Origin of the sequence: uncultured Porticoccus sp., from assembly GCF_913061305.1 — a bacterium.
In the GTDB taxonomy this organism is placed as follows: domain Bacteria; phylum Pseudomonadota; class Gammaproteobacteria; order Pseudomonadales; family Porticoccaceae; genus Porticoccus.
On the sequence record NZ_CAJXST010000005.1, the window covers coordinates 80,351 to 97,572 of the forward strand.

Sequence of the window (17,222 nt, forward strand, 5' to 3'; positions counted from 1 at the left end):
ATCGCCATACCGACACTGGTTCTGTACAAGCCCGCAAGGGTCAGAAACCAGACGAATATTCGCAGGATAATACAATGAGAGATACCCGACCGTTTCTGCTCACTACCGATTTCCCCCAGTTGCAGAGAAGGGGTTTGTCGACGCTCCAGGTGAACTTGGGCTATCTCTGCAATCAGAGCTGCAGCCACTGTCACGTCAATGCCGGGCCAAACCGCACCGAACTGATGGATTGGGAGACTGTCCAGCTGGTATTGCGGGTATTGCGCGAACGACAGATTGCTACACTCGATCTGACCGGTGGTGCGCCGGAGATGAACCCCCATTTTCGCCTTCTGGTATCAGTGGCGGTCAAGCAGGGTGTTACCGTCATTGATCGGTGTAATCTGACCATCCTTCTTGAGCCAGACCAGGCCGATCTGGCGGAGTTCCTGGCAGCCCAGGGTGTAACTGTAGTCGCATCGTTGCCCTGTTACACGGAGCAGAATGTTGCCGAGCAGCGCGGCAAGGGTGTTTTTCAGCAAAGTATCGAGGCGCTGCAAAAGCTGAATGCGCTGGGTTACGGGCGAGAGCCAGACCTCGCATTAAACCTGGTTTACAACCCCAACGGGGTATTTCTTCCACCCCCGCAGCAGCAGCTTGAACAGGAATACAAAACCCGTCTGCTGGAAGATTATGGCATCGTGTTCAATCAGCTTTTTACCATCACCAATATGCCGATCAGTCGCTTCGGTGCCACGTTGCTGGCCCGGGGTAACTATGAATCCTATATGCAATTGCTGAAGGACCATTATCACCGCGAGCATCTGGAAACGGTCATGTGCCGCGATACCGTCAGTGTGGACTGGCTGGGCTATCTCTATGATTGTGATTTCAACCAGATGCTTGAGATGCCCATGTCCGCCCCTAGCGAACACATTGCCTCAGACCGTCGACCACATTTGCGCGAACTATTGCAGAATGATCTGTCCGGACGACCGATTGCCATTGGTGACCACTGCTACGGCTGTACTGCGGGCAGTGGCAGTAGCTGTGGCGGTGCGCTGGGCTAATGGCCGGTTTGCCGCTCAGTATAGTTATTCCGGTGCTCAATGAAGGTGCCGAGATAACGTCCTGTCTCCAGTGTTTACAAGGGCTTCGCCAGGCCGGGGTTGAACTGATCGTGGTGGATGGGGGAAGCTCGGATGATTCGGTGGCACGAGCCAGTGCCCAGGCTGATCTCGTCATCAGCAGCCCCAGCGGCCGCAGTTTGCAGATGAATGCCGGGGCGGCAGAGGCTTGCGGTAATTATCTGCTGTTTCTGCACTGTGATACGCGATTGCCTGACGAGTTTTCCAGCCTTTGGCTGTCGGACAATGACTGGGGATTTTTCCCGGTCAAACTGAGAGGAGCCGGTTGGGCTTTTCGGGTGATTGAGCGGGCGATGAGTTATCGGGCGCGTCTCTCCGGTATTGGCACTGGCGATCAGGCGCTGTTTGTACGCCGCGATATGTTTAATCAGATTGGCGGTTTTGCCGCTATCCCGCTGATGGAAGATGTGGAAATCTGTCGGCGCCTGAAGGCCCTCTGCCCACCCAGGGTGCTGCCTTCCCCTGTTGAGACTTCTGTTCGTCGCTGGCAGCAGCGGGGGATTGTGAACACGGTACTGCAGATGTGGTGGTTGCGGTTGGCGTTTTTTCTGGGCGTGTCCCCAGCACGTCTGGCCAGGCAGTATTACCCAGAATGATGCCCCGATCCTCCGATAACTGCCTGATACAGTTTGCCAAGGCTCCACTATTGGGTGCTGTAAAAACCCGCTTGGAACCCGTTTTGGGGCAGGCGGGTTGTGTGGCGCTTCACCGGGCGCTGGTCAGCTGGGTATTCAGCCGCCATTTGCCAGTGGGGCAGGTTGACAGCGAAGTCTGGTCTGACCGTCAGCACCCTTTTTTCGATGCTCTCCTGGATCCTGCGGGTGTGCCGTTTCGCCTGCAGGAGGGCACCGACCTTGGCCAGCGCATGTCCCACGCTTTTGCTGATCGACTACCGCATTACCGCAACGTGTTGTTGATCGGCAGCGATTGCCCGGGAATTGATGGTAATTATATTGCGGCTGCGCTCAAGGCGTTGCAGACAGTCCCCGCTGTATTGGGTCCGGCCCGTGATGGCGGCTATGTGCTGGTGGGGCTCAATCGACCTTGTCCGGGTATTTTTGAAGACGTGCCATGGGGAACCGGGAGGGTTATGGAGGTGACGCGGCAGCGCTTGATGGCGAACTGTTTGCAGTGGCTTGAGCTGGATACACTGGTCGATATTGACCGAAATGAAGATCTGCACTATCTAGTAAGTAGCGTTGAGCGGGAATTATTTTTTAAGAAATATTTAACTTGCTGATATTAAAAGAATTATTTTTCTTGACCAGTTTCTGTTTTGCGCCTATTTTTGCGCAAAATCAGTGGTGCTTGACCCCCGTCCCGCAGGGGTCGTTTTATCGGGATCCAGGAGTTTCGATATGAGTGGCGAAGAAGCTTTACAAGATGATGATTTCGATGGTGAGGGTGACGATGCCGGTCAGGAAACTGAAACGGCTGAGGTTGTCGTGAAAATAGTCAACTCAGAGGCCAGAAGGCGTCTCGAAGATCGCCTCGAAGAGCGTCGACTGCAAAAATTGATACGTGATTACGACTACGATATCGACTGACGGCCGTCATTCACGGTTTTTTCTTGATGACGGGTAACTTTTTCCCTCACCACCCCGAGTTTTGGCATAATATCGTCTGCGCTTCTGGCTGGATGTTTTCTGTTGTCCCAAACTCCACAACTGATACTGGACTCGATTGCTTTTGAACGGGACGACTGTTTGTTGTTCTCCGGGATCTGTCTGTCGCTGGAGTCTGGAGAAATTCTACAAATAGAAGGGCCCAACGGGGTCGGCAAGACCACATTGCTGCGAATTCTTTCGACAGCCTTGATGCCCACCGCCGGCAAGCTGCTTTGGCAGGGCAATGATGTGGCCCGCCATCGCCAGCTGTATTTGCAGAATCTATTATTTCTTGGTCACTTGCCTGGTCTGAAGCAATCACTGTCACCCATTGAAAACCTGATCTGGTGGCGCCGGATTTACCGGGACCGTAGCCCCCTGACAAATGAAGAAATCCTTGGCTCGCTGGGTTTGTGCGGCTATGAGGATATCCCCTGTTATGCGCTATCTGCCGGCCAACAGCGGCGGGCCGTACTGGCCCGTTTGTTGGTGACAGAAGCGCCCCTCTGGATACTTGACGAGCCGTTTACCGCGATTGACAAACAGGGGGTCGCCGACCTCGAGGCACTCCTGATTGCACATGCCCGGCGCGGTGGTATGGCAGTCCTCTCGACACATCAGGACCTGGGTATTGCCAATGTGCGCCGTTTTCCTCTGGTGGCTTCGGCGGAGGTCGTTTGAGTATGGGCTATGGTTTTGCCGCGATATTGCGCCGCGATTTGCTGTTGGCATTCCGCAACCGGGGTGAGATAGCGAATCCGATCATCTTTTTCTTCATTGTTGTGACCCTTATTCCCCTCGGGTTGACACCTGAGCCCAGCCGCCTGGCTGAAATTGCACCCGGTATTTTGTGGGTCATGGCGCTGCTGGCTTCGCTACTTTCAGTGGAGGGGCTGTTCCACAGTGATTACCGGGATGGCACACTGGAACAGTTGGTCATTTCCCCACAGCCGCTCTATTTAATGGTATTGGCAAAAATTTTGGCTCATTGGTTGATAACGGGGCTGCCATTAACCCTCCTGGCGCCGGTTTTAGGTATGATGTTGTCCCTTCCCGCGGCGGGATATCTGCCATTGGTTCTGGGCCTGCTGATGGGCACCGCAGTATTGAGTTTGCTGGGTGCGATAGGTGCCGGACTGACGGTTGCCCTGCGCAAGGGCGGATTGTTGCTATCACTGATTGTGATGCCACTGTATATGCCAGTGCTGATCTTTGGTGCCAGCGCGGTTCAGCGATCTGTAGATGGGTTTTCGGTACAGGGCCCGTTGGCGGTCATGGGCGCGCTGCTGGCTTTTTCGCTACTGATTGCACCGTTTGCCACGGCCGGTGCTCTGCGGGTCAGTATGCACGGTTGACTATTTGGTCGGTGGTTCGATCAAAAATAAGGTTAAAAACACTATGTGGCAATGGTTTCATCGCTTGGGCTCGCCCCGCTGGTTTTATCAGACCAGTGGCAAGTGGCTCCCCTGGCTGGGGGGTATCACCTTTCTATTACTGATCATCGGATTGGTGTGGGGGCTCGGTTTTGCACCCCGGGATGCGAAACAGGGAAACAGTTTCCGAATTATTTATATTCATGTGCCAGCCTCTTTTCTGGCACTGGCCGGTTACTACGTGATGGCGATTGCCGGTGCCGTGGGTCTGATCTGGAAAATGAAGCTGGCGGATATGGTGATGAAGTCAGCGGCACCACTTGGTGCAGCGCTGACCTTTGTCGCGCTGGTTACCGGAGCCATTTGGGGAAAACCCACCTGGGGAACCTACTGGGTTTGGGATGCTCGAATTACCTCCATGCTGGTGTTGTTGTTTTTATACCTGGGGGTGATGGCCCTGCAGCACTCCTACACAAGCGTCGATGCCGCGAACAGGGCGAGTGCGGTATTGTCACTGGTGGGTATGGTGAATATTCCGATTATTTATAAATCCGTTGACTGGTGGTACACACTACATCAGCCTGCGACCATCAAATTTACGGAAGCCCCCACCATGCACCCTGATATGTTTCACCCGTTGCTGGTAATGATAGCGGGCTTTTATTGTTTTTATGCGCTGGTGCTGATTCTCAATACCCGCTCGGAAATTCTGCATCGCGAGCGTCGGTCCAGTTGGGTAAAGGATGTTGTGTTACAAAATCAAAGGTGATGGACGTTGATATTCCGTTTTGACAGTTTTCAGCATTTTTTGCAGATGGACGGGCACGGTGCCTACGTATGGTCGGCCTACCTGATAGCCATCCTTGTCATGGTCTGGCTTGTAGTCAGTCCGTTATTTCGGCAATCGGGCGTGCGACAGGCTGTTGCCCGGGAGCTGCGTCGTGAAACTGTCAGGCAGGGCAGTTCAGGCCAGGCAGGTAAAGAGTGACCCCAAAGCATGCTTGCAAAAAACAGAGTTAGACTATGATGCATCCGATTCGTCGACAGCGACTGTTTTTAGTCATTTTTATTGTAGTGGCGGCATCCCTGGCCGTGGGTTTGATGACCTATGCCCTGCGGGATAACATCAATTTGTTTTATCCCCCTTCTGAGATTGCTGCTGGTGATGCGCCATCGGGTGTCCGCATTCGCGCCGGGGGTATGGTGGTAGACGGGAGTGTCGAACGGGCACGTGATTCGCTGTTTGTCCGTTTTTTGGTGACAGACGGTGAAGCCGAGGTGGAAGTCCACTATACCGGTATTCTGCCTGACCTGTTTGCTGCGGGCGAAGCTGCTGTGGTCACAGGTGAGTTGAATGAGCAGGGCATTTTTATGGCGTCTGAAGTGCTGGCAAAACACGATGAAAATTACACCCCTCCGGAAGTGGCAGATGCCATGAATGCCGCTCACGAACGGGCCCAGCAATCGGCGGATGAATCCTGACAGAAAAAACCGGGTACTAACCTATGCTTGCAGAATACGGTCACTTTGCGCTTATCCTGGCACTGATTTTAGCTTTGTTGCAGTCTGGGATACCCCTGGCTGGTGCAACTTTGGGCAACCGCTTGTGGATGGCCTCGGCGAGACCGCTGGTGGTTGGTCAGACCGTGATGGTGGCTTTCAGTTTTGGCTGTCTGGTGGCGTTATTTCTCAACGACGATTTTTCCGTGCGCTACGTCGCCGCCAACTCCAATTCTTTACTCCCGGATTATTTCAAGGTCAGTGCCGTGTGGGGCGCCCATGAGGGTTCCCTGTTGTTGTGGGCATTAATCCTGGCGGCGTGGAGTTTTGCTGTGGCACTGTTCAGTCAGACTCTGCCGAAGGAACTGGTGGCAAGGGTGCTGGCGGTGATGGGGTTGATCAGTGTCGGCTTCTACCTGTTCATGCTGTTCACCTCCAACCCGTTTGAGCGCAGCCTGCCGTTTTATCCTGCGGAAGGCGCCGACCTGAATCCGCTGTTGCAGGATGTCGGGCTGATTGTTCACCCGCCGATGCTGTATATGGGTTATGTGGGCTTTTCGGTGGCTTTTTCGTTTGCTGTGGCGGCTCTGCTCGCCGGTCGTCTGGACGCCGCCTGGGCTCGCTGGACCAGACCCTGGACCAATATGGCCTGGGTATTTCTGACACTCGGTATTGCGCTGGGCAGTTGGTGGGCCTATTACGAACTGGGTTGGGGCGGATGGTGGTTCTGGGATCCCGTCGAAAACGCCTCCTTCATGCCATGGTTGGTGGGAACAGCATTGATCCACAGTCTTGCAGTGACGGAAAAGCGTGGCGTATTTCGCAGCTGGACGCTGTTGTTGGCGATTTTTGCCTTTTCGCTCAGCCTGCTCGGGACGTTCCTGGTCCGTTCCGGGGTGCTGACCTCGGTGCATGCGTTTGCTGCTGATCCGGAGCGAGGGGTTTTTATTCTGGTGTTCCTGGCGCTGGTGGTGGGTGGCTCGTTGTTGCTTTATGCCCTGCGGGGACCTTCGGTGAAGGGAGTGACCCATTTTACCGGTGTTTCCCGGGAAATGTTCTTGCTGGGCAACAATATTCTGTTGGTCAGTGCCATGGTCATTATTCTGCTGGGGACACTTTATCCCCTGTTTGCCGATGTGCTTGACTGGGGAAAAATTTCTGTGGGGCCGCCCTATTTTAATCTGTTTTTTGTTCCGCTGATGCTCATTCTGGCAGTATTTATGGCGGTAGCTCCCGTGATGCGCTGGAAGCGGAACAGCCTTGCCGGCCTGCGGCGGTTTCTGACGCCACCACTGCTGATTTCATTGCTGGCAGGCGCATTCTCGCCACTGCTGTTTAATACGGACTATTCTCTGGTCATTGCGGTGACGATGGTCGTGGCAATCTGGGTCCTTGCGGTGACATCACTTGATCTCTGGCAGAAATCCGGCCATTCCCGTTCGAGATGGCACGGCCTGGCACGGCTCAAAGGCAGTTACTATGGTATGGTCCTGGCGCATCTCGGGGTGGTGGTCTGTATGGTGGGGGCTGCTGTGACAACGGTTTACAGTATTCAGCGGGATGTGAGGATGGTGCCGGGCGACCAGGTGGAGATGGCTGGGTATCAGTTCGAATTTGTTGAGGTCCGCAAGGTACAGGGACCCAACTATATTGCGGACCAGGCACTGATCATAGTGACCCGCGATGGAAAACGGGTGAATGAACTAAAGCCTGAAAAGCGGCGCTATGTGGCCAGTGGTCAAACCATGACCGAGGTGGGCATAGACGGAAACCTGTGGCGTGACCTTTATGTGGCATTGGCGGAGCCGTTAGAGGGTGGGGCCTGGGCGATCAGGGTGCATTTCAAACCCTTTGTCCGATGGATATGGCTGGGCGCCTTGCTGATTTCCATTGGCGGATTGATTGCCGTGCTGGACAAGCGATATCGGCGACAGCGGGTTACCCAGACCGGTTCGGGTATCCTGGCAGGCAACGTTTGAATGATCGGGTGGTGATGTGTCCAGATTAAAGCTTTTTTTGCCCTTGATGGTGTTTGTGGTGCTGGCCATTTTTTTACTCAATGGCCTGGAGCGTGACCCCAATGCCATGCCCTCGGCGCTGATTGATCGGCCCGTTCCGGTATTTTCTCTCCCGGTACTGGGTGATGAGACGCGTTCAGTGACGGAGGCGCTGTTTCAGGGTGAGCCCGCACTGCTTAATGTCTGGGCCACCTGGTGTGTTGCCTGCCGGATCGAGCACCCCTTTCTCAACAAGTTGGCTGATCAGGGGATACGTATTATCGGTCTCAACTACAAGGACGATAATGATGCGGCTAAAAAATGGCTGATGGATAAAGGTGACCCCTATGCGTTGAGTGTGATTGATGCGCGGGGACGAATGGGGCTGGACCTCGGCGTCTTTGGTGCGCCTGAAACCTACGTCGTGGATCGTACCGGCACTATACGTTACAAGCATATTGGTGTTGTGGATGAGCGCGTCTGGAGAGACAAGTTGCTGCCCGTATGGCAAGAAATTCAATGAGGTGACAGGTCGTATGTCTGAAGAAGATTATCAACGAGGAATGAGAGTGCGTCGCCAGGTGATGGGCGATGAGTTTGTCGATCGATCCATGGCGGCGGCTACCGCGTTTACGCAACCCGTTCAGGACTATATCAATGAAAACTGTTGGGGTTCCGTGTGGGCGCGTGACTCCTTGCCTCTAAAAACCCGCAGCATGATTACGATTGCCGTTCTGGCAGCACTCAAAGCACCAGCGGAGTTAAAAGGTCACGTGCGCGGTGCGCTGCGCAATGGTTGCACGGTTGAGGAGATTCGCGAGGTATTGTTGCATACGGCACCCTATATCGGCGCGCCTGCCCTCCAGGAGGCGTTTCGTGCAGCAAAGGAAATCGTTGAAGATCAGTGAGGGGGGGACACGGCACAGCCAGTCTGTTTATGTCCTCCTGGGAAACATCAGGTGATGCCTCGCCAGCTCGCTCAACGATGGACTGTTCGGATGTTAACGCAGGAAAAACGGGATCAGGTATGCACAGGGTTTTAACCGTCGGGACTTTCTTACTGTTGATGCTGGCCGGTGCCGGATCGGTCGGGGCCGCTGAAGATGTACAGACATTTTCCTCCGATGACAAACGACAACGGTTTCACGAGCTGGTGGCTGAATTGCGTTGTCCAAAATGCCAGAACCAGACTCTGGCAGATTCCAATTCCCCTATAGCCCAGGATCTCCGCGGTGAGATCTACCGGATGCTGGAAGACGGGAAAACAGACAGTGAAATTGTCGACTTTCTGGTTGATCGTTATGGTGAATTTGTCATGTATCGCCCGCCGGTCAAAAATACCACACTGATACTCTGGCTGACGCCATTGCTTCTGGTGGTGATTGGTATTGGTATTTTATGGAGGGTATATCGTCGCCAGTCCATGGATGCGCAGCCTGTAAATACCCGGCCCGACGGAGCGCTGGCAACGGCCGGCAGCAGTGAAGCATTATCGGCGAAAGAGCAGGCGCAATTACAAACGCTGCTGGGGGAGAGCGAACAGTCGGGGTCAGATGATGAGAAAAACAGCGGTGGGGTAGAGCGATGATCTGGTCAATCCTGGCTTCTCTTACCTTGCTGGCCGCTATTTTTGTGATTTATCCGCTGCTGCGAAAAGCGCCCCGCGTGCAGTCAGAGGAAGGGCAACAGGCCAACATTGTCTTGTTTCGTGAACAGCTGTCGGAGCTCGACCGCCAATTGGCCGATGGTGAAATGGATGAGCCGCAGTATCGCGAGCTGGTCGCGGAACAGAAACGCCTGCTACTGGCAGACGAGTCAGATTTACCGGTGACAGAATCCACTCGATCCCGTGGCGCCTGGTTGTTGATGGTGGGCCTGTTGCTGGTGCCCCTGTTGGCTTTCAGTCTTTACCAGCAACTGGGTTCCAGCGAGGATGTGCTGATCAGTGAGCTGATGGAGCAGCGTCTTGTAAACCGGGACAGCGAAGCAGATGCTGAAATCCGCCAGCAGCTGCAACAGAAGATTGCCGGCCGTCTGCAAGACCAACCGGATAATGTGTATTACCTTGTTACGCTGGCCCGTATGCTGCTTGAGGACGGTGAGTTTCTACAGTCCAGTGCCACTTACCAGCGTGCTGTGCGGATTGCTCCCGAAGACGCAGACCTTCAGGCAGAATATGCCCAGGCGGCTTATTTCTCCTCCGGAAACCGTTTCAGTCCTGAAGCTGATTCCGCGCTCGAGAGTGCATTGGCCCTTGACCCCAATAATCTCACCGCTCTGGGCCTGAAGGGCATCCGTGCATTTGAATCGGGCGATTATCTCGTGGCGATTGCCAGCTGGCAAAATGCCCTGCAGGCGATCCACCCCTCTACGCCCCAGGCTGAATCCCTGAAGGCGGGAATCGAGCGTGCCCGTGAACAAATGGGAGATAACTTGCCCTCCCTGCGTGTGAATGTCTCATTGGCACCGGAGCTGACTGCCGATTCAGGACAGGTGATTTATGTGTTTGCCCGGGAATGGCAGGGCTCACCAATGCCTCTGGCCGTGGCCAGATTACAGGTGGCTGACCTGCCGACCACCGTCATTCTTGATGATTCAATGGCAATGCCCAATGGCAAGTTACTCTCTTCAGCTGATCGGATTGAGGTGGTGGCGAGGGTTTCAGCAACGGGCTCAGTGGCTCCGTCAGCAGGTGATCTGGAAGGTGCCAGCGAGGTCCTCTCCATGAAAAAACAGGGCATTGCCGCAACCATCCTTATCGACAGGAAATTATAGGATCACCGTTGCTTGTGGACGCTGCCCAGCTGTGTAAAATCGCAGTTTTCCAGTCGTCCGATAACGACCGGCTGATACGGCTGTCAATGCAACAAAACTTCTGGCAGGAATGCCATTAAAAAGAGACATCATGCGCCTCAAATGTATCAAACTGGCAGGCTTCAAGTCGTTTGTTGACCCGACCACTGTGTCTTTTCCAAGCAACCTCTGTGCCGTTGTCGGTCCGAATGGTTGCGGCAAATCCAATATCATTGATGCAGTGCGTTGGGTTATGGGCGAAAGTTCTGCCAAACATTTGCGCGGCGAGTCCATGACCGATGTCATTTTTAACGGTTCCGGTGGGCGAAAACCTGTGGGCCAGGCTTCGATAGAACTGGTCTTTGACAACTCCGATAGCACTCTGGGTGGCGAGTATGCGAGCTGGAGTGAAATTTCCATCAAGCGCAAAGTCACCCGAGATGGCCAATCCCAATACTACCTGAACGGCAGCAAATGCCGTCGACGGGATATCACGGACATATTTCTCGGTACCGGGCTGGGCCCGCGCAGCTATGCCATCATTGAGCAGGGCATGATTTCCAACTTGATTGAAGCCCGCCCCGATGAGTTGCGTGTTTATATCGAAGAAGCTGCGGGGATTTCAAAATACAAGGAGCGTCGACGGGATACAGAAAACCGCATCCGTCGCACCCAGGAAAACCTGGAGCGCCTCACCGATATCCGCGAAGAGCTGGGTCGGCAACTGGGCCGACTGGAGCGCCAGGCGCAGGCCGCTGAGAAGTACACCGAATTCAAAAAGGAAGAGCGCCGAATCAAGGCAGAGCTGCAAGCGCTTCGCTGGCGATTGCTGGAGGAACAGATTGTCGAGCGCCGCCAGGTCATTTCCGGTTTTGAGTTAAAGGTTGAGGCACTGGTTACCGAACGCAGTGCTTGTGATACAGCGGTGGAGCGTCACCGTACCGAGTACACGGAGTCGGGTGACAGGTTTAACGAGGTGCAGGGGCGCTATTACAGCATTGGCGCTGAGGTGGCAAGAATCGAGCAGGCCATCCAGCATGTGCAGGATCGGGCCCGCGAACTGCAACAGGACCTGATGCAAACGGACCGTAATTTTGCCGAGTCTGAAGAGCATCTGCGTGTCGATCGAGAGAAGGCTGAGAGGTGGCAGGGTGAATTGCTGGAAATCGCGCCTCAGTTGGAAAAGGCGAATGCCGCCGAGAAGCTTTCCCAGAGTGCATTAGGTCTGGCTGAGGAAACCATGCAGGCTTGGCAATCCCAGTGGGACGAGTTCAATCTCAGATCCGGCGAGCCCCGCCAACAGGCGGAAGTAGAGCAGTCCCGTATTCAACACCTGGAACAGGCGTTGCGTCGACTGGCCGAGCGGATAGAGGCAGTGCAACAGGAATATCAGGGCCTTAGTGACAGTCCGGTGCAGGAAGAAATTGCCTTGGTACAGGCGCAGCTGGCGGAGGTCGAGCTGGCCCTCGGAGATCAGCAGGCACGTCTGGATAGCCTGAATATTGAGGTTGAAAATACCCGCCAGAAAAGTCTTGAAATTGGCGCTGAGCTGGATCAACAACGGGGCCAACTGCAGGCCATGCTTGGCAGACAGTCATCGCTGGAGGCGCTGCAGCAGGCTGCATTAGGTGGCGAGGGTGACCAGCAACAGTGGATCGAGAACCAGGAACTGACCGGACACCCGAAACTGGCAGAAACCCTTCAGGTGGAGCCGGGTTGGGAAACGGCTGTGGAAACAGTGTTGGGTAATTACCTGCAAGCGGTTTGCGTTGATGATTTCACCTCGATGAGCCGTCAGCTCGATACGTTCGGCAAGGGGCATCTGGTTTTGCTGGATCGCGCCGGAAGTGATGTGAGTCAACCGGCATTAGCCAGCTCTCTGGCCAGCAAAGTCACGGGTGAATGGGCCGGGTCATTATTAACTGGCGTGTTGGTCGCTGAAGATCTCTCTGCAGCATTGTCGATGCGCAAGACGTTGGCCGCAGCGGAATCTGTCATCACGCGAGACGGATTGTGGCTCGGTGCCAACTGGCTCAGGGTGGCTCGCGATCAGGATGCCCGTGCCGGTGTTTTAAAACGACAACAGGCACTCGAGTCACTGACCCGTGAGCTGTCTGAATGTCAATCGATTATTGATGTGCAGTCTGACGAGAAAAGTACCACAGAGCAGGTATTGCGGGAGCTCGAAGTCAGTCGCGAAGAAATTAGCCGCGACATGACTGAGCAGCAGCGCCACTACGCGGAGCTTCGCTCCGTGCTGGCTGCCAATCAGATGCAGGTGGAGCAGTTTGCTGCCCGTCGCACCCGCGCCGAAAATGAGCTCAATGAAGCGTTGCAGCAGCAGCAACTGGAGCAGGAAAATCTCAAAACTGCCCGACAATCCCTGTCAGTCGCCATTGAAATGATGGAGCAGGATAGCGTCCGGCGTGAGCAGTTGCTGCAGCAGCGAGACAGCTTTCGCGCTGAGCTCGATCAGGCGCGGCAGGCCGCCCGACACGACCGCGATCACTGCCATGAGCTGGCCATGCGGGAAAAGTCGGTCAGTACACAGTTGCACGCTATCCTCGAGGGAATTGAGCGTTTGCAGGTGCAGGTGGCCCGGCTTCAGGAGCGCCGCGAACAGCTGCATGCGGTATTCAATCAGCATGAAGATCCGACACTGCAACTTCAGGAAGATCTGGCTGAGCAATTGGAGCGGCGTCTGACAGTAGAGAGAGAGCTCACCACTGCGAGACAGGCACTGGAGACGATCGAAGAGCAAATGCGCGAAACCGAAAAACGGCGTAGCCAGCTGGAGCAGCAGATACAGACCGAACGGGTGGAGCTGGAACAGCATCGGCTTTCCGCCCAGGATCTGGCTACTCGCAGTAAAACGATTGCGGAACAAATCAGTGAGCATCGCTTTGACCTGGATGGTCTGCTGGCGGCGCTACCGGATGATGCGGATCTCTCCCAGTGGGAGGGCGAACTGGAGCGGGTGGCCAACCGCATTCAGCGGCTTGGTCCGATCAACCTCGCTGCAGTTGATGAGTTCAAGCTGGAGTCGGAACGAAAAACGTATCTGGATGCCCAAAATGCCGAGCTTGAAGAAGCGCTGCAGACGCTTGAGGATGCAATCCGAAAAATTGACAGGGAAACCCGCACCCGATTCAGGGAGACCTTTGATCTGATCAACAGCTCCCTGCAGGAACTGTTCCCTAAATTATTTGGTGGCGGTCACGCCTATCTGGAACTGACGGGGGATGACCTACTGGATACTGGCGTTACGATTATGGCGCGACCACCGGGTAAGAAAAATACTACCATTCACCTGTTGTCGGGCGGTGAAAAAGCCATGACAGCTATTGCACTGGTGTTTTCAATTTTTGAATTGAATCCTGCGCCATTTTGTATGCTTGATGAGGTGGACGCACCGTTGGATGACGCGAATGTTGGCCGCTATGCCAGAATGGTGGAAGAAATGTCTGCCAGAGTGCAATTTATTTACATATCCCACAACAAGATTGCCATGGAAATGGCCAATCAGTTGATGGGGGTTACCATGCATGAACCTGGGGTGTCACGTTTGGTCAGTGTGGATGTTAATCAGGCCGTGGAGTTGGCGGAAGCCTAGGGCCTGTTAACAGGCCCCGGTAAATTACCCCGGTTGACCAGGCGGCTATTGCTGTTGCCGTAAGGTTATTAAATTCGCAAAGCGAAATTTTGACAGGATAAAAAAGACGATGGAATTTGGTGCTCGCGAAATGATGCTTGCATTGGGCGTGCTGGTTGTACTGGCGATTGTCCTCGATGTGATCCGGCGTGTGCGTAATGCCCGTTACGACAGAATTCATATGTCTAAACGAAAACAGCCCATTTTTGATAGCGATGCCGGGCGGGATGAATACGGTAGTGAGTTGCCCGGCGGCGGCGCACGGGTTGTCGGCTATCGGAATGAATCTGATGTTGAGGAAATGAGTCGGGCTGTCAGGCAGCGTGCCGAGGCCAATAAACCTAAATTGACGACGCCCTTCAAGAAACCGGAACAATCCAGTCTTTTTCAGGAGGATCCGGTCCCACCGTCCAGACCTGTCCATGTGGAACCGGTTGAGACTGCTTCCGTTCCCACTGGGGAGGTTGCTGAGAATGAAGCTGTTGAGAAAGACGTTGTTGAAAAGGACGTTGTTGAAAAGGACGTTGTTGAAAAGGACGTTGTTGCGAAGAAGGTCGTTGAGAAGGAAGATTTCGACAAAAATGCCGCTGAGAAAACAGCATCGGGTTCAGAGCGTGCCCCTCGGAAACCCGCCTCTGTCGTCAGTGTGGTGGTGATGCATCTGATGGCAGGAGAGGGCAAGGTGTTTGCAGGGCAGTCTCTACTGGATGCCTTGCTTGCTGAGGGACTGCGTTATGGCTCAATGAAGATTTTTCATCGCCATGTCAGTGACGATGGCTCCGGGCCGGTACTTTACAGTGTGGCCAATTCTGTTAATCCCGGTACTTTTGACCTGAACGACATGGAGCAATTTACCACACCGGGTGTCAGCTTCTTCTTTGCCATGGAGGATGTTGATGATCCTGCCGCTGCTTTTGAACTGTTGTTGGGCGCTGCCAGACAGATAGCCACTGACCTCGGCGGCACCTTGAAAGATGAAAGCCGCAGTGTCCTCACCCGGCAGACCGAAGAGCACTATCGGCAGCGCATAGCAGACTATTGCCGCATCCAGTTATCCGGAATTGAGTAATGGCCTCACCGGACTCTGCCGTTCGGGAGGAAGCGGCTGCGCTGCGCAGGCAGCTGAATGATCATAACTACCGTTACTATGTGCTGGATGAGCCTTCGGTTCCGGACGTTGAATATGATCGCTTGATGCGGCGGCTCAACAGGCTGGAAACGGAGTTCCCCGCGCTAAAGACCCCGGACTCACCCACCCAGCGTGTGGGCGGCCAACCGCTCAGCAGCTTTGAGCCGGTTACCCACGAAGTTCCTATGTTGTCGCTGGATAATGCCTTCAGTGACGAGGAGCTGGTGGATTTTAATCGCCGCTTGCAGGATCGCCTTAAGAGCAAAGATTCGCTGATTTATGTGTGCGAGCCGAAACTGGATGGGGTGGCGGTCAGCCTGCTCTATGAACACGGTTTTTTGGTGCGCGCTGCCACGCGGGGCGATGGTGCCACCGGCGAAAACATTACAACGAATGTTCGCACGATTAATTCTGTTCCTCTCAGGTTGCAAGGTGAGAACTTGCCGGCGGTTCTGGAGGTAAGGGGTGAAATTTATATGCCCCGGTCCGGGTTTGAGCAACTGAATGCCAGGGCCAGATCCACTGACCAGAAACTGTTCGTCAATCCCCGCAATGCAGCAGCGGGGAGCTTGCGGCAACTGGATTCGAGAATCACCGCGTCGCGACCGCTGGAAATGATGGCTTACAGTCTGGGTCGTCTGGAAGGGCTCCCGCGGCCAGCTACGCATATGGACACGCTCCATTTGTTGAAAAAACTCGGCTTTCTGATCAGCCCCCATATTGAGTTGGCAGAGGGCATTCAAGGCTGTATTGATTACTATCAGAAAATGATCTCTGTTCGGCAGCAGCTGCCTTACGATATTGACGGGATTGTATACAAGGTTGATGACCTCGGGGTTCAGCGGCGGCTGGGCTTTGTGGCCAGGGCTCCCCGCTGGGCGATTGCCCGTAAATTTCCCGCTCAGGAAGAGGTGACCCGGTTGCTGGATGTCGAGTTTCAGGTGGGGCGAACGGGTGCAGTAACCCCTGTCGCCCGGCTGGAGCCGGTGTTTGTAGGCGGTGTTACGGTGAGTAATGCAACCCTGCACAACCAGGATGAAGTGGCCAGGTTGGGTGCCAAGCTTGGCGACAGGGTGATTGTGCGCCGTGCCGGGGATGTCATCCCCCAGGTGGTTAAAGTCATCCTCGAAGATCGGCCATCCGACGCCAGAGATGTGGTGTTTCCTGATCATTGCCCGGTTTGTGGATCACCGGTGGAACGGGTCAAGGGCGAAGCGGTAGCCCGTTGTTCCGGTGGACTGATTTGTCCTGCGCAGCGCAAACAGGCGATCAAGCATTATGCCTCCCGCAAGGCGATGGATATTGATGGCCTTGGCGACAAGCTGGTTGAGCAACTAGTGGATAGGGGACTGGTCAGCTCGGTAGCTGACCTTTACAAACTGACAGTCGATCAACTGGCGGGTCTGGAGCGAATGGCGGACAAGTCTGCTGCCAACCTGCTGGCTGCTGTGGCCGCTTCAAAGCAGACCTCGCTGCCACGCTTTATTTATTCACTGGGGATTCGTGAAGTGGGTGAGGCTACGGCGCGCAGTCTCGCAGAGTATTTTGGCAATCTTCAGGCTCTACAGTCAGCGGATGAAGAGCAGCTCCGGGAAGTACCCGATGTGGGACCGGTTGTGGCACATTTTGTGAGCACTTTTTTTCAACAGCCGGAGAACCGGCAGATTGTGGAAGCGCTGCGTGAAGCGGGTGTGCATTGGCCGGATATGGTGGCACCTGATAAATCATCGCTGCCACTGGCCGGCGAAACCTGGGTGCTGACCGGCACACTGACCTCGATGGGAAGATCCGAGGCAAAAGAGAAGCTGCAGCAATTGGGAGCACGTGTGGCGGGCACTGTCTCGTCTGCTTCTGCTTGTGTGGTGGCAGGGCCCAGCGCCGGTAGCAAGCTGGCAAAGGCCAGAGAGCTGGCGGTGCCGGTCATGGATGAAGATCAGCTGTTGGCCCTTTTCAAGACGCACGGACTGTTTTGAAAAACAACAATTTCACTGTCTCCTGAATAGCTGCTTTGTGAGCCCTTAAAGGCACTTTTTCTGACTGTTTT

At 54.6% G+C, this 17,222-nt stretch carries 17 protein-coding genes; all 17 read left to right on the top strand.

Going from position 1 to position 17,222, the window contains the following annotated elements; all coding sequences use genetic code 11:
- Positions 1-74: 74 nt before the first annotated feature.
- Entirely contained in the window at positions 75-1,049 is a 975-nt protein-coding gene (gene arsS / locus QZ516_RS07270; RefSeq protein WP_297188011.1) for an arsenosugar biosynthesis radical SAM (seleno)protein ArsS, read from the top strand.
- Positions 1,049-1,723, top strand: coding sequence for a TIGR04283 family arsenosugar biosynthesis glycosyltransferase (locus QZ516_RS07275; protein ID WP_297188013.1), 675 nt, complete (start codon positions 1,049-1,051; stop codon positions 1,721-1,723). The genes arsS and QZ516_RS07275 overlap by 1 nt, the downstream gene beginning before the upstream one ends.
- Positions 1,720-2,367, top strand: coding sequence for a TIGR04282 family arsenosugar biosynthesis glycosyltransferase (locus tag QZ516_RS07280; RefSeq protein WP_297188014.1), 648 nt, complete (start codon positions 1,720-1,722; stop codon positions 2,365-2,367). Before QZ516_RS07275 ends, QZ516_RS07280 begins: the two co-directional genes overlap by 4 nt.
- 118 nt (positions 2,368-2,485) lie before the next feature.
- On the top strand, positions 2,486-2,674 hold the full coding sequence (locus tag QZ516_RS07285) for a PA3496 family putative envelope integrity protein (protein WP_297188017.1): 189 nt from the start codon (positions 2,486-2,488) through the stop codon (positions 2,672-2,674).
- A gap of 102 nt (positions 2,675-2,776) precedes the next feature.
- Complete coding sequence (ccmA, locus tag QZ516_RS07290; protein ID WP_297188018.1) at positions 2,777-3,415, top strand: cytochrome c biogenesis heme-transporting ATPase CcmA; 639 nt, start codon at positions 2,777-2,779, stop codon at positions 3,413-3,415.
- Between the two features lie 2 nt (positions 3,416-3,417).
- Positions 3,418-4,089, top strand: a complete 672-nt coding sequence (ccmB, locus tag QZ516_RS07295) for a heme exporter protein CcmB (protein WP_297188367.1) — start codon at positions 3,418-3,420, stop codon at positions 4,087-4,089.
- A 43-nt stretch (positions 4,090-4,132) separates the two neighbouring features.
- Positions 4,133-4,876: a heme ABC transporter permease gene (locus QZ516_RS07300; RefSeq protein ID WP_297188020.1), complete on the top strand. Its 744-nt coding sequence runs from the start codon at positions 4,133-4,135 to the stop codon at positions 4,874-4,876.
- Positions 4,877-4,882: 6 nt separating this feature from the next.
- Positions 4,883-5,095: a heme exporter protein CcmD gene (gene ccmD / locus QZ516_RS07305; protein ID WP_297188022.1), complete on the top strand. Its 213-nt coding sequence runs from the start codon at positions 4,883-4,885 to the stop codon at positions 5,093-5,095.
- 38 nt (positions 5,096-5,133) lie between these two features.
- A complete protein-coding gene (ccmE, locus tag QZ516_RS07310; protein ID WP_297188369.1) occupies positions 5,134-5,589 on the top strand; it encodes a cytochrome c maturation protein CcmE in 456 nt (151 codons plus the stop codon).
- A 23-nt stretch (positions 5,590-5,612) separates the two neighbouring features.
- A complete protein-coding gene (locus QZ516_RS07315; protein WP_297188024.1) occupies positions 5,613-7,586 on the top strand; it encodes a heme lyase CcmF/NrfE family subunit in 1,974 nt (657 codons plus the stop codon).
- Positions 7,587-7,602: 16 nt separating this feature from the next.
- Positions 7,603-8,127, top strand: a complete 525-nt coding sequence (locus QZ516_RS07320; RefSeq protein ID WP_297188026.1) for a DsbE family thiol:disulfide interchange protein — start codon at positions 7,603-7,605, stop codon at positions 8,125-8,127.
- Positions 8,128-8,140: 13 nt separating this feature from the next.
- Entirely contained in the window at positions 8,141-8,512 is a 372-nt protein-coding gene (locus QZ516_RS07325; RefSeq protein ID WP_297188028.1) for a carboxymuconolactone decarboxylase family protein, read from the top strand.
- 119 nt (positions 8,513-8,631) lie between these two features.
- Positions 8,632-9,192, top strand: a complete 561-nt coding sequence (locus QZ516_RS07330; protein WP_297188030.1) for a cytochrome c-type biogenesis protein — start codon at positions 8,632-8,634, stop codon at positions 9,190-9,192.
- Entirely contained in the window at positions 9,189-10,379 is a 1,191-nt protein-coding gene (gene ccmI / locus QZ516_RS07335) for a c-type cytochrome biogenesis protein CcmI (RefSeq protein ID WP_297188032.1), read from the top strand. Before QZ516_RS07330 ends, ccmI begins: the two co-directional genes overlap by 4 nt.
- Positions 10,380-10,509: 130 nt before the next feature.
- Positions 10,510-14,010 (top strand): chromosome segregation protein SMC, encoded by a 3,501-nt coding sequence (gene smc / locus QZ516_RS07340; protein ID WP_297188034.1) that lies wholly within the window; start codon positions 10,510-10,512, stop codon positions 14,008-14,010.
- A gap of 109 nt (positions 14,011-14,119) precedes the next feature.
- Entirely contained in the window at positions 14,120-15,118 is a 999-nt protein-coding gene (gene zipA / locus QZ516_RS07345; RefSeq protein WP_297188036.1) for a cell division protein ZipA, read from the top strand.
- Positions 15,118-17,151, top strand: coding sequence for an NAD-dependent DNA ligase LigA (gene ligA, locus QZ516_RS07350; RefSeq protein WP_297188038.1), 2,034 nt, complete (start codon positions 15,118-15,120; stop codon positions 17,149-17,151). Before zipA ends, ligA begins: the two co-directional genes overlap by 1 nt.
- Positions 17,152-17,222: the final 71 nt, after the last annotated feature.

What these genes read in the sequence shown, in the direction of transcription:
- QZ516_RS07330 (WP_297188030.1), top strand. Translation starts at nt 8,632, where the DNA reads ATGCACAGGGTTTTAACCGTCGGGACTTTCTTACTGTTGATGCTGGCC.
- ccmI (WP_297188032.1), top strand. Translation starts at nt 9,189, where the DNA reads ATGATCTGGTCAATCCTGGCTTCTCTTACCTTGCTGGCCGCTATTTTT.
- zipA (WP_297188036.1), top strand. Translation starts at nt 14,120, where the DNA reads ATGGAATTTGGTGCTCGCGAAATGATGCTTGCATTGGGCGTGCTGGTT.
- QZ516_RS07285 (WP_297188017.1), top strand. Translation starts at nt 2,486, where the DNA reads ATGAGTGGCGAAGAAGCTTTACAAGATGATGATTTCGATGGTGAGGGT.
- smc (WP_297188034.1), top strand. Translation starts at nt 10,510, where the DNA reads ATGCGCCTCAAATGTATCAAACTGGCAGGCTTCAAGTCGTTTGTTGAC.
- arsS (WP_297188011.1), top strand. Translation starts at nt 75, where the DNA reads ATGAGAGATACCCGACCGTTTCTGCTCACTACCGATTTCCCCCAGTTG.
- ccmE (WP_297188369.1), top strand. Translation starts at nt 5,134, where the DNA reads ATGCATCCGATTCGTCGACAGCGACTGTTTTTAGTCATTTTTATTGTA.
- QZ516_RS07275 (WP_297188013.1), top strand. Translation starts at nt 1,049, where the DNA reads ATGGCCGGTTTGCCGCTCAGTATAGTTATTCCGGTGCTCAATGAAGGT.
- QZ516_RS07315 (WP_297188024.1), top strand. Translation starts at nt 5,613, where the DNA reads ATGCTTGCAGAATACGGTCACTTTGCGCTTATCCTGGCACTGATTTTA.
- QZ516_RS07300 (WP_297188020.1), top strand. Translation starts at nt 4,133, where the DNA reads ATGTGGCAATGGTTTCATCGCTTGGGCTCGCCCCGCTGGTTTTATCAG.
- ccmB (WP_297188367.1), top strand. Translation starts at nt 3,418, where the DNA reads ATGGGCTATGGTTTTGCCGCGATATTGCGCCGCGATTTGCTGTTGGCA.
- QZ516_RS07280 (WP_297188014.1), top strand. Translation starts at nt 1,720, where the DNA reads ATGATGCCCCGATCCTCCGATAACTGCCTGATACAGTTTGCCAAGGCT.
- ligA (WP_297188038.1), top strand. Translation starts at nt 15,118, where the DNA reads ATGGCCTCACCGGACTCTGCCGTTCGGGAGGAAGCGGCTGCGCTGCGC.
- QZ516_RS07325 (WP_297188028.1), top strand. Translation starts at nt 8,141, where the DNA reads ATGTCTGAAGAAGATTATCAACGAGGAATGAGAGTGCGTCGCCAGGTG.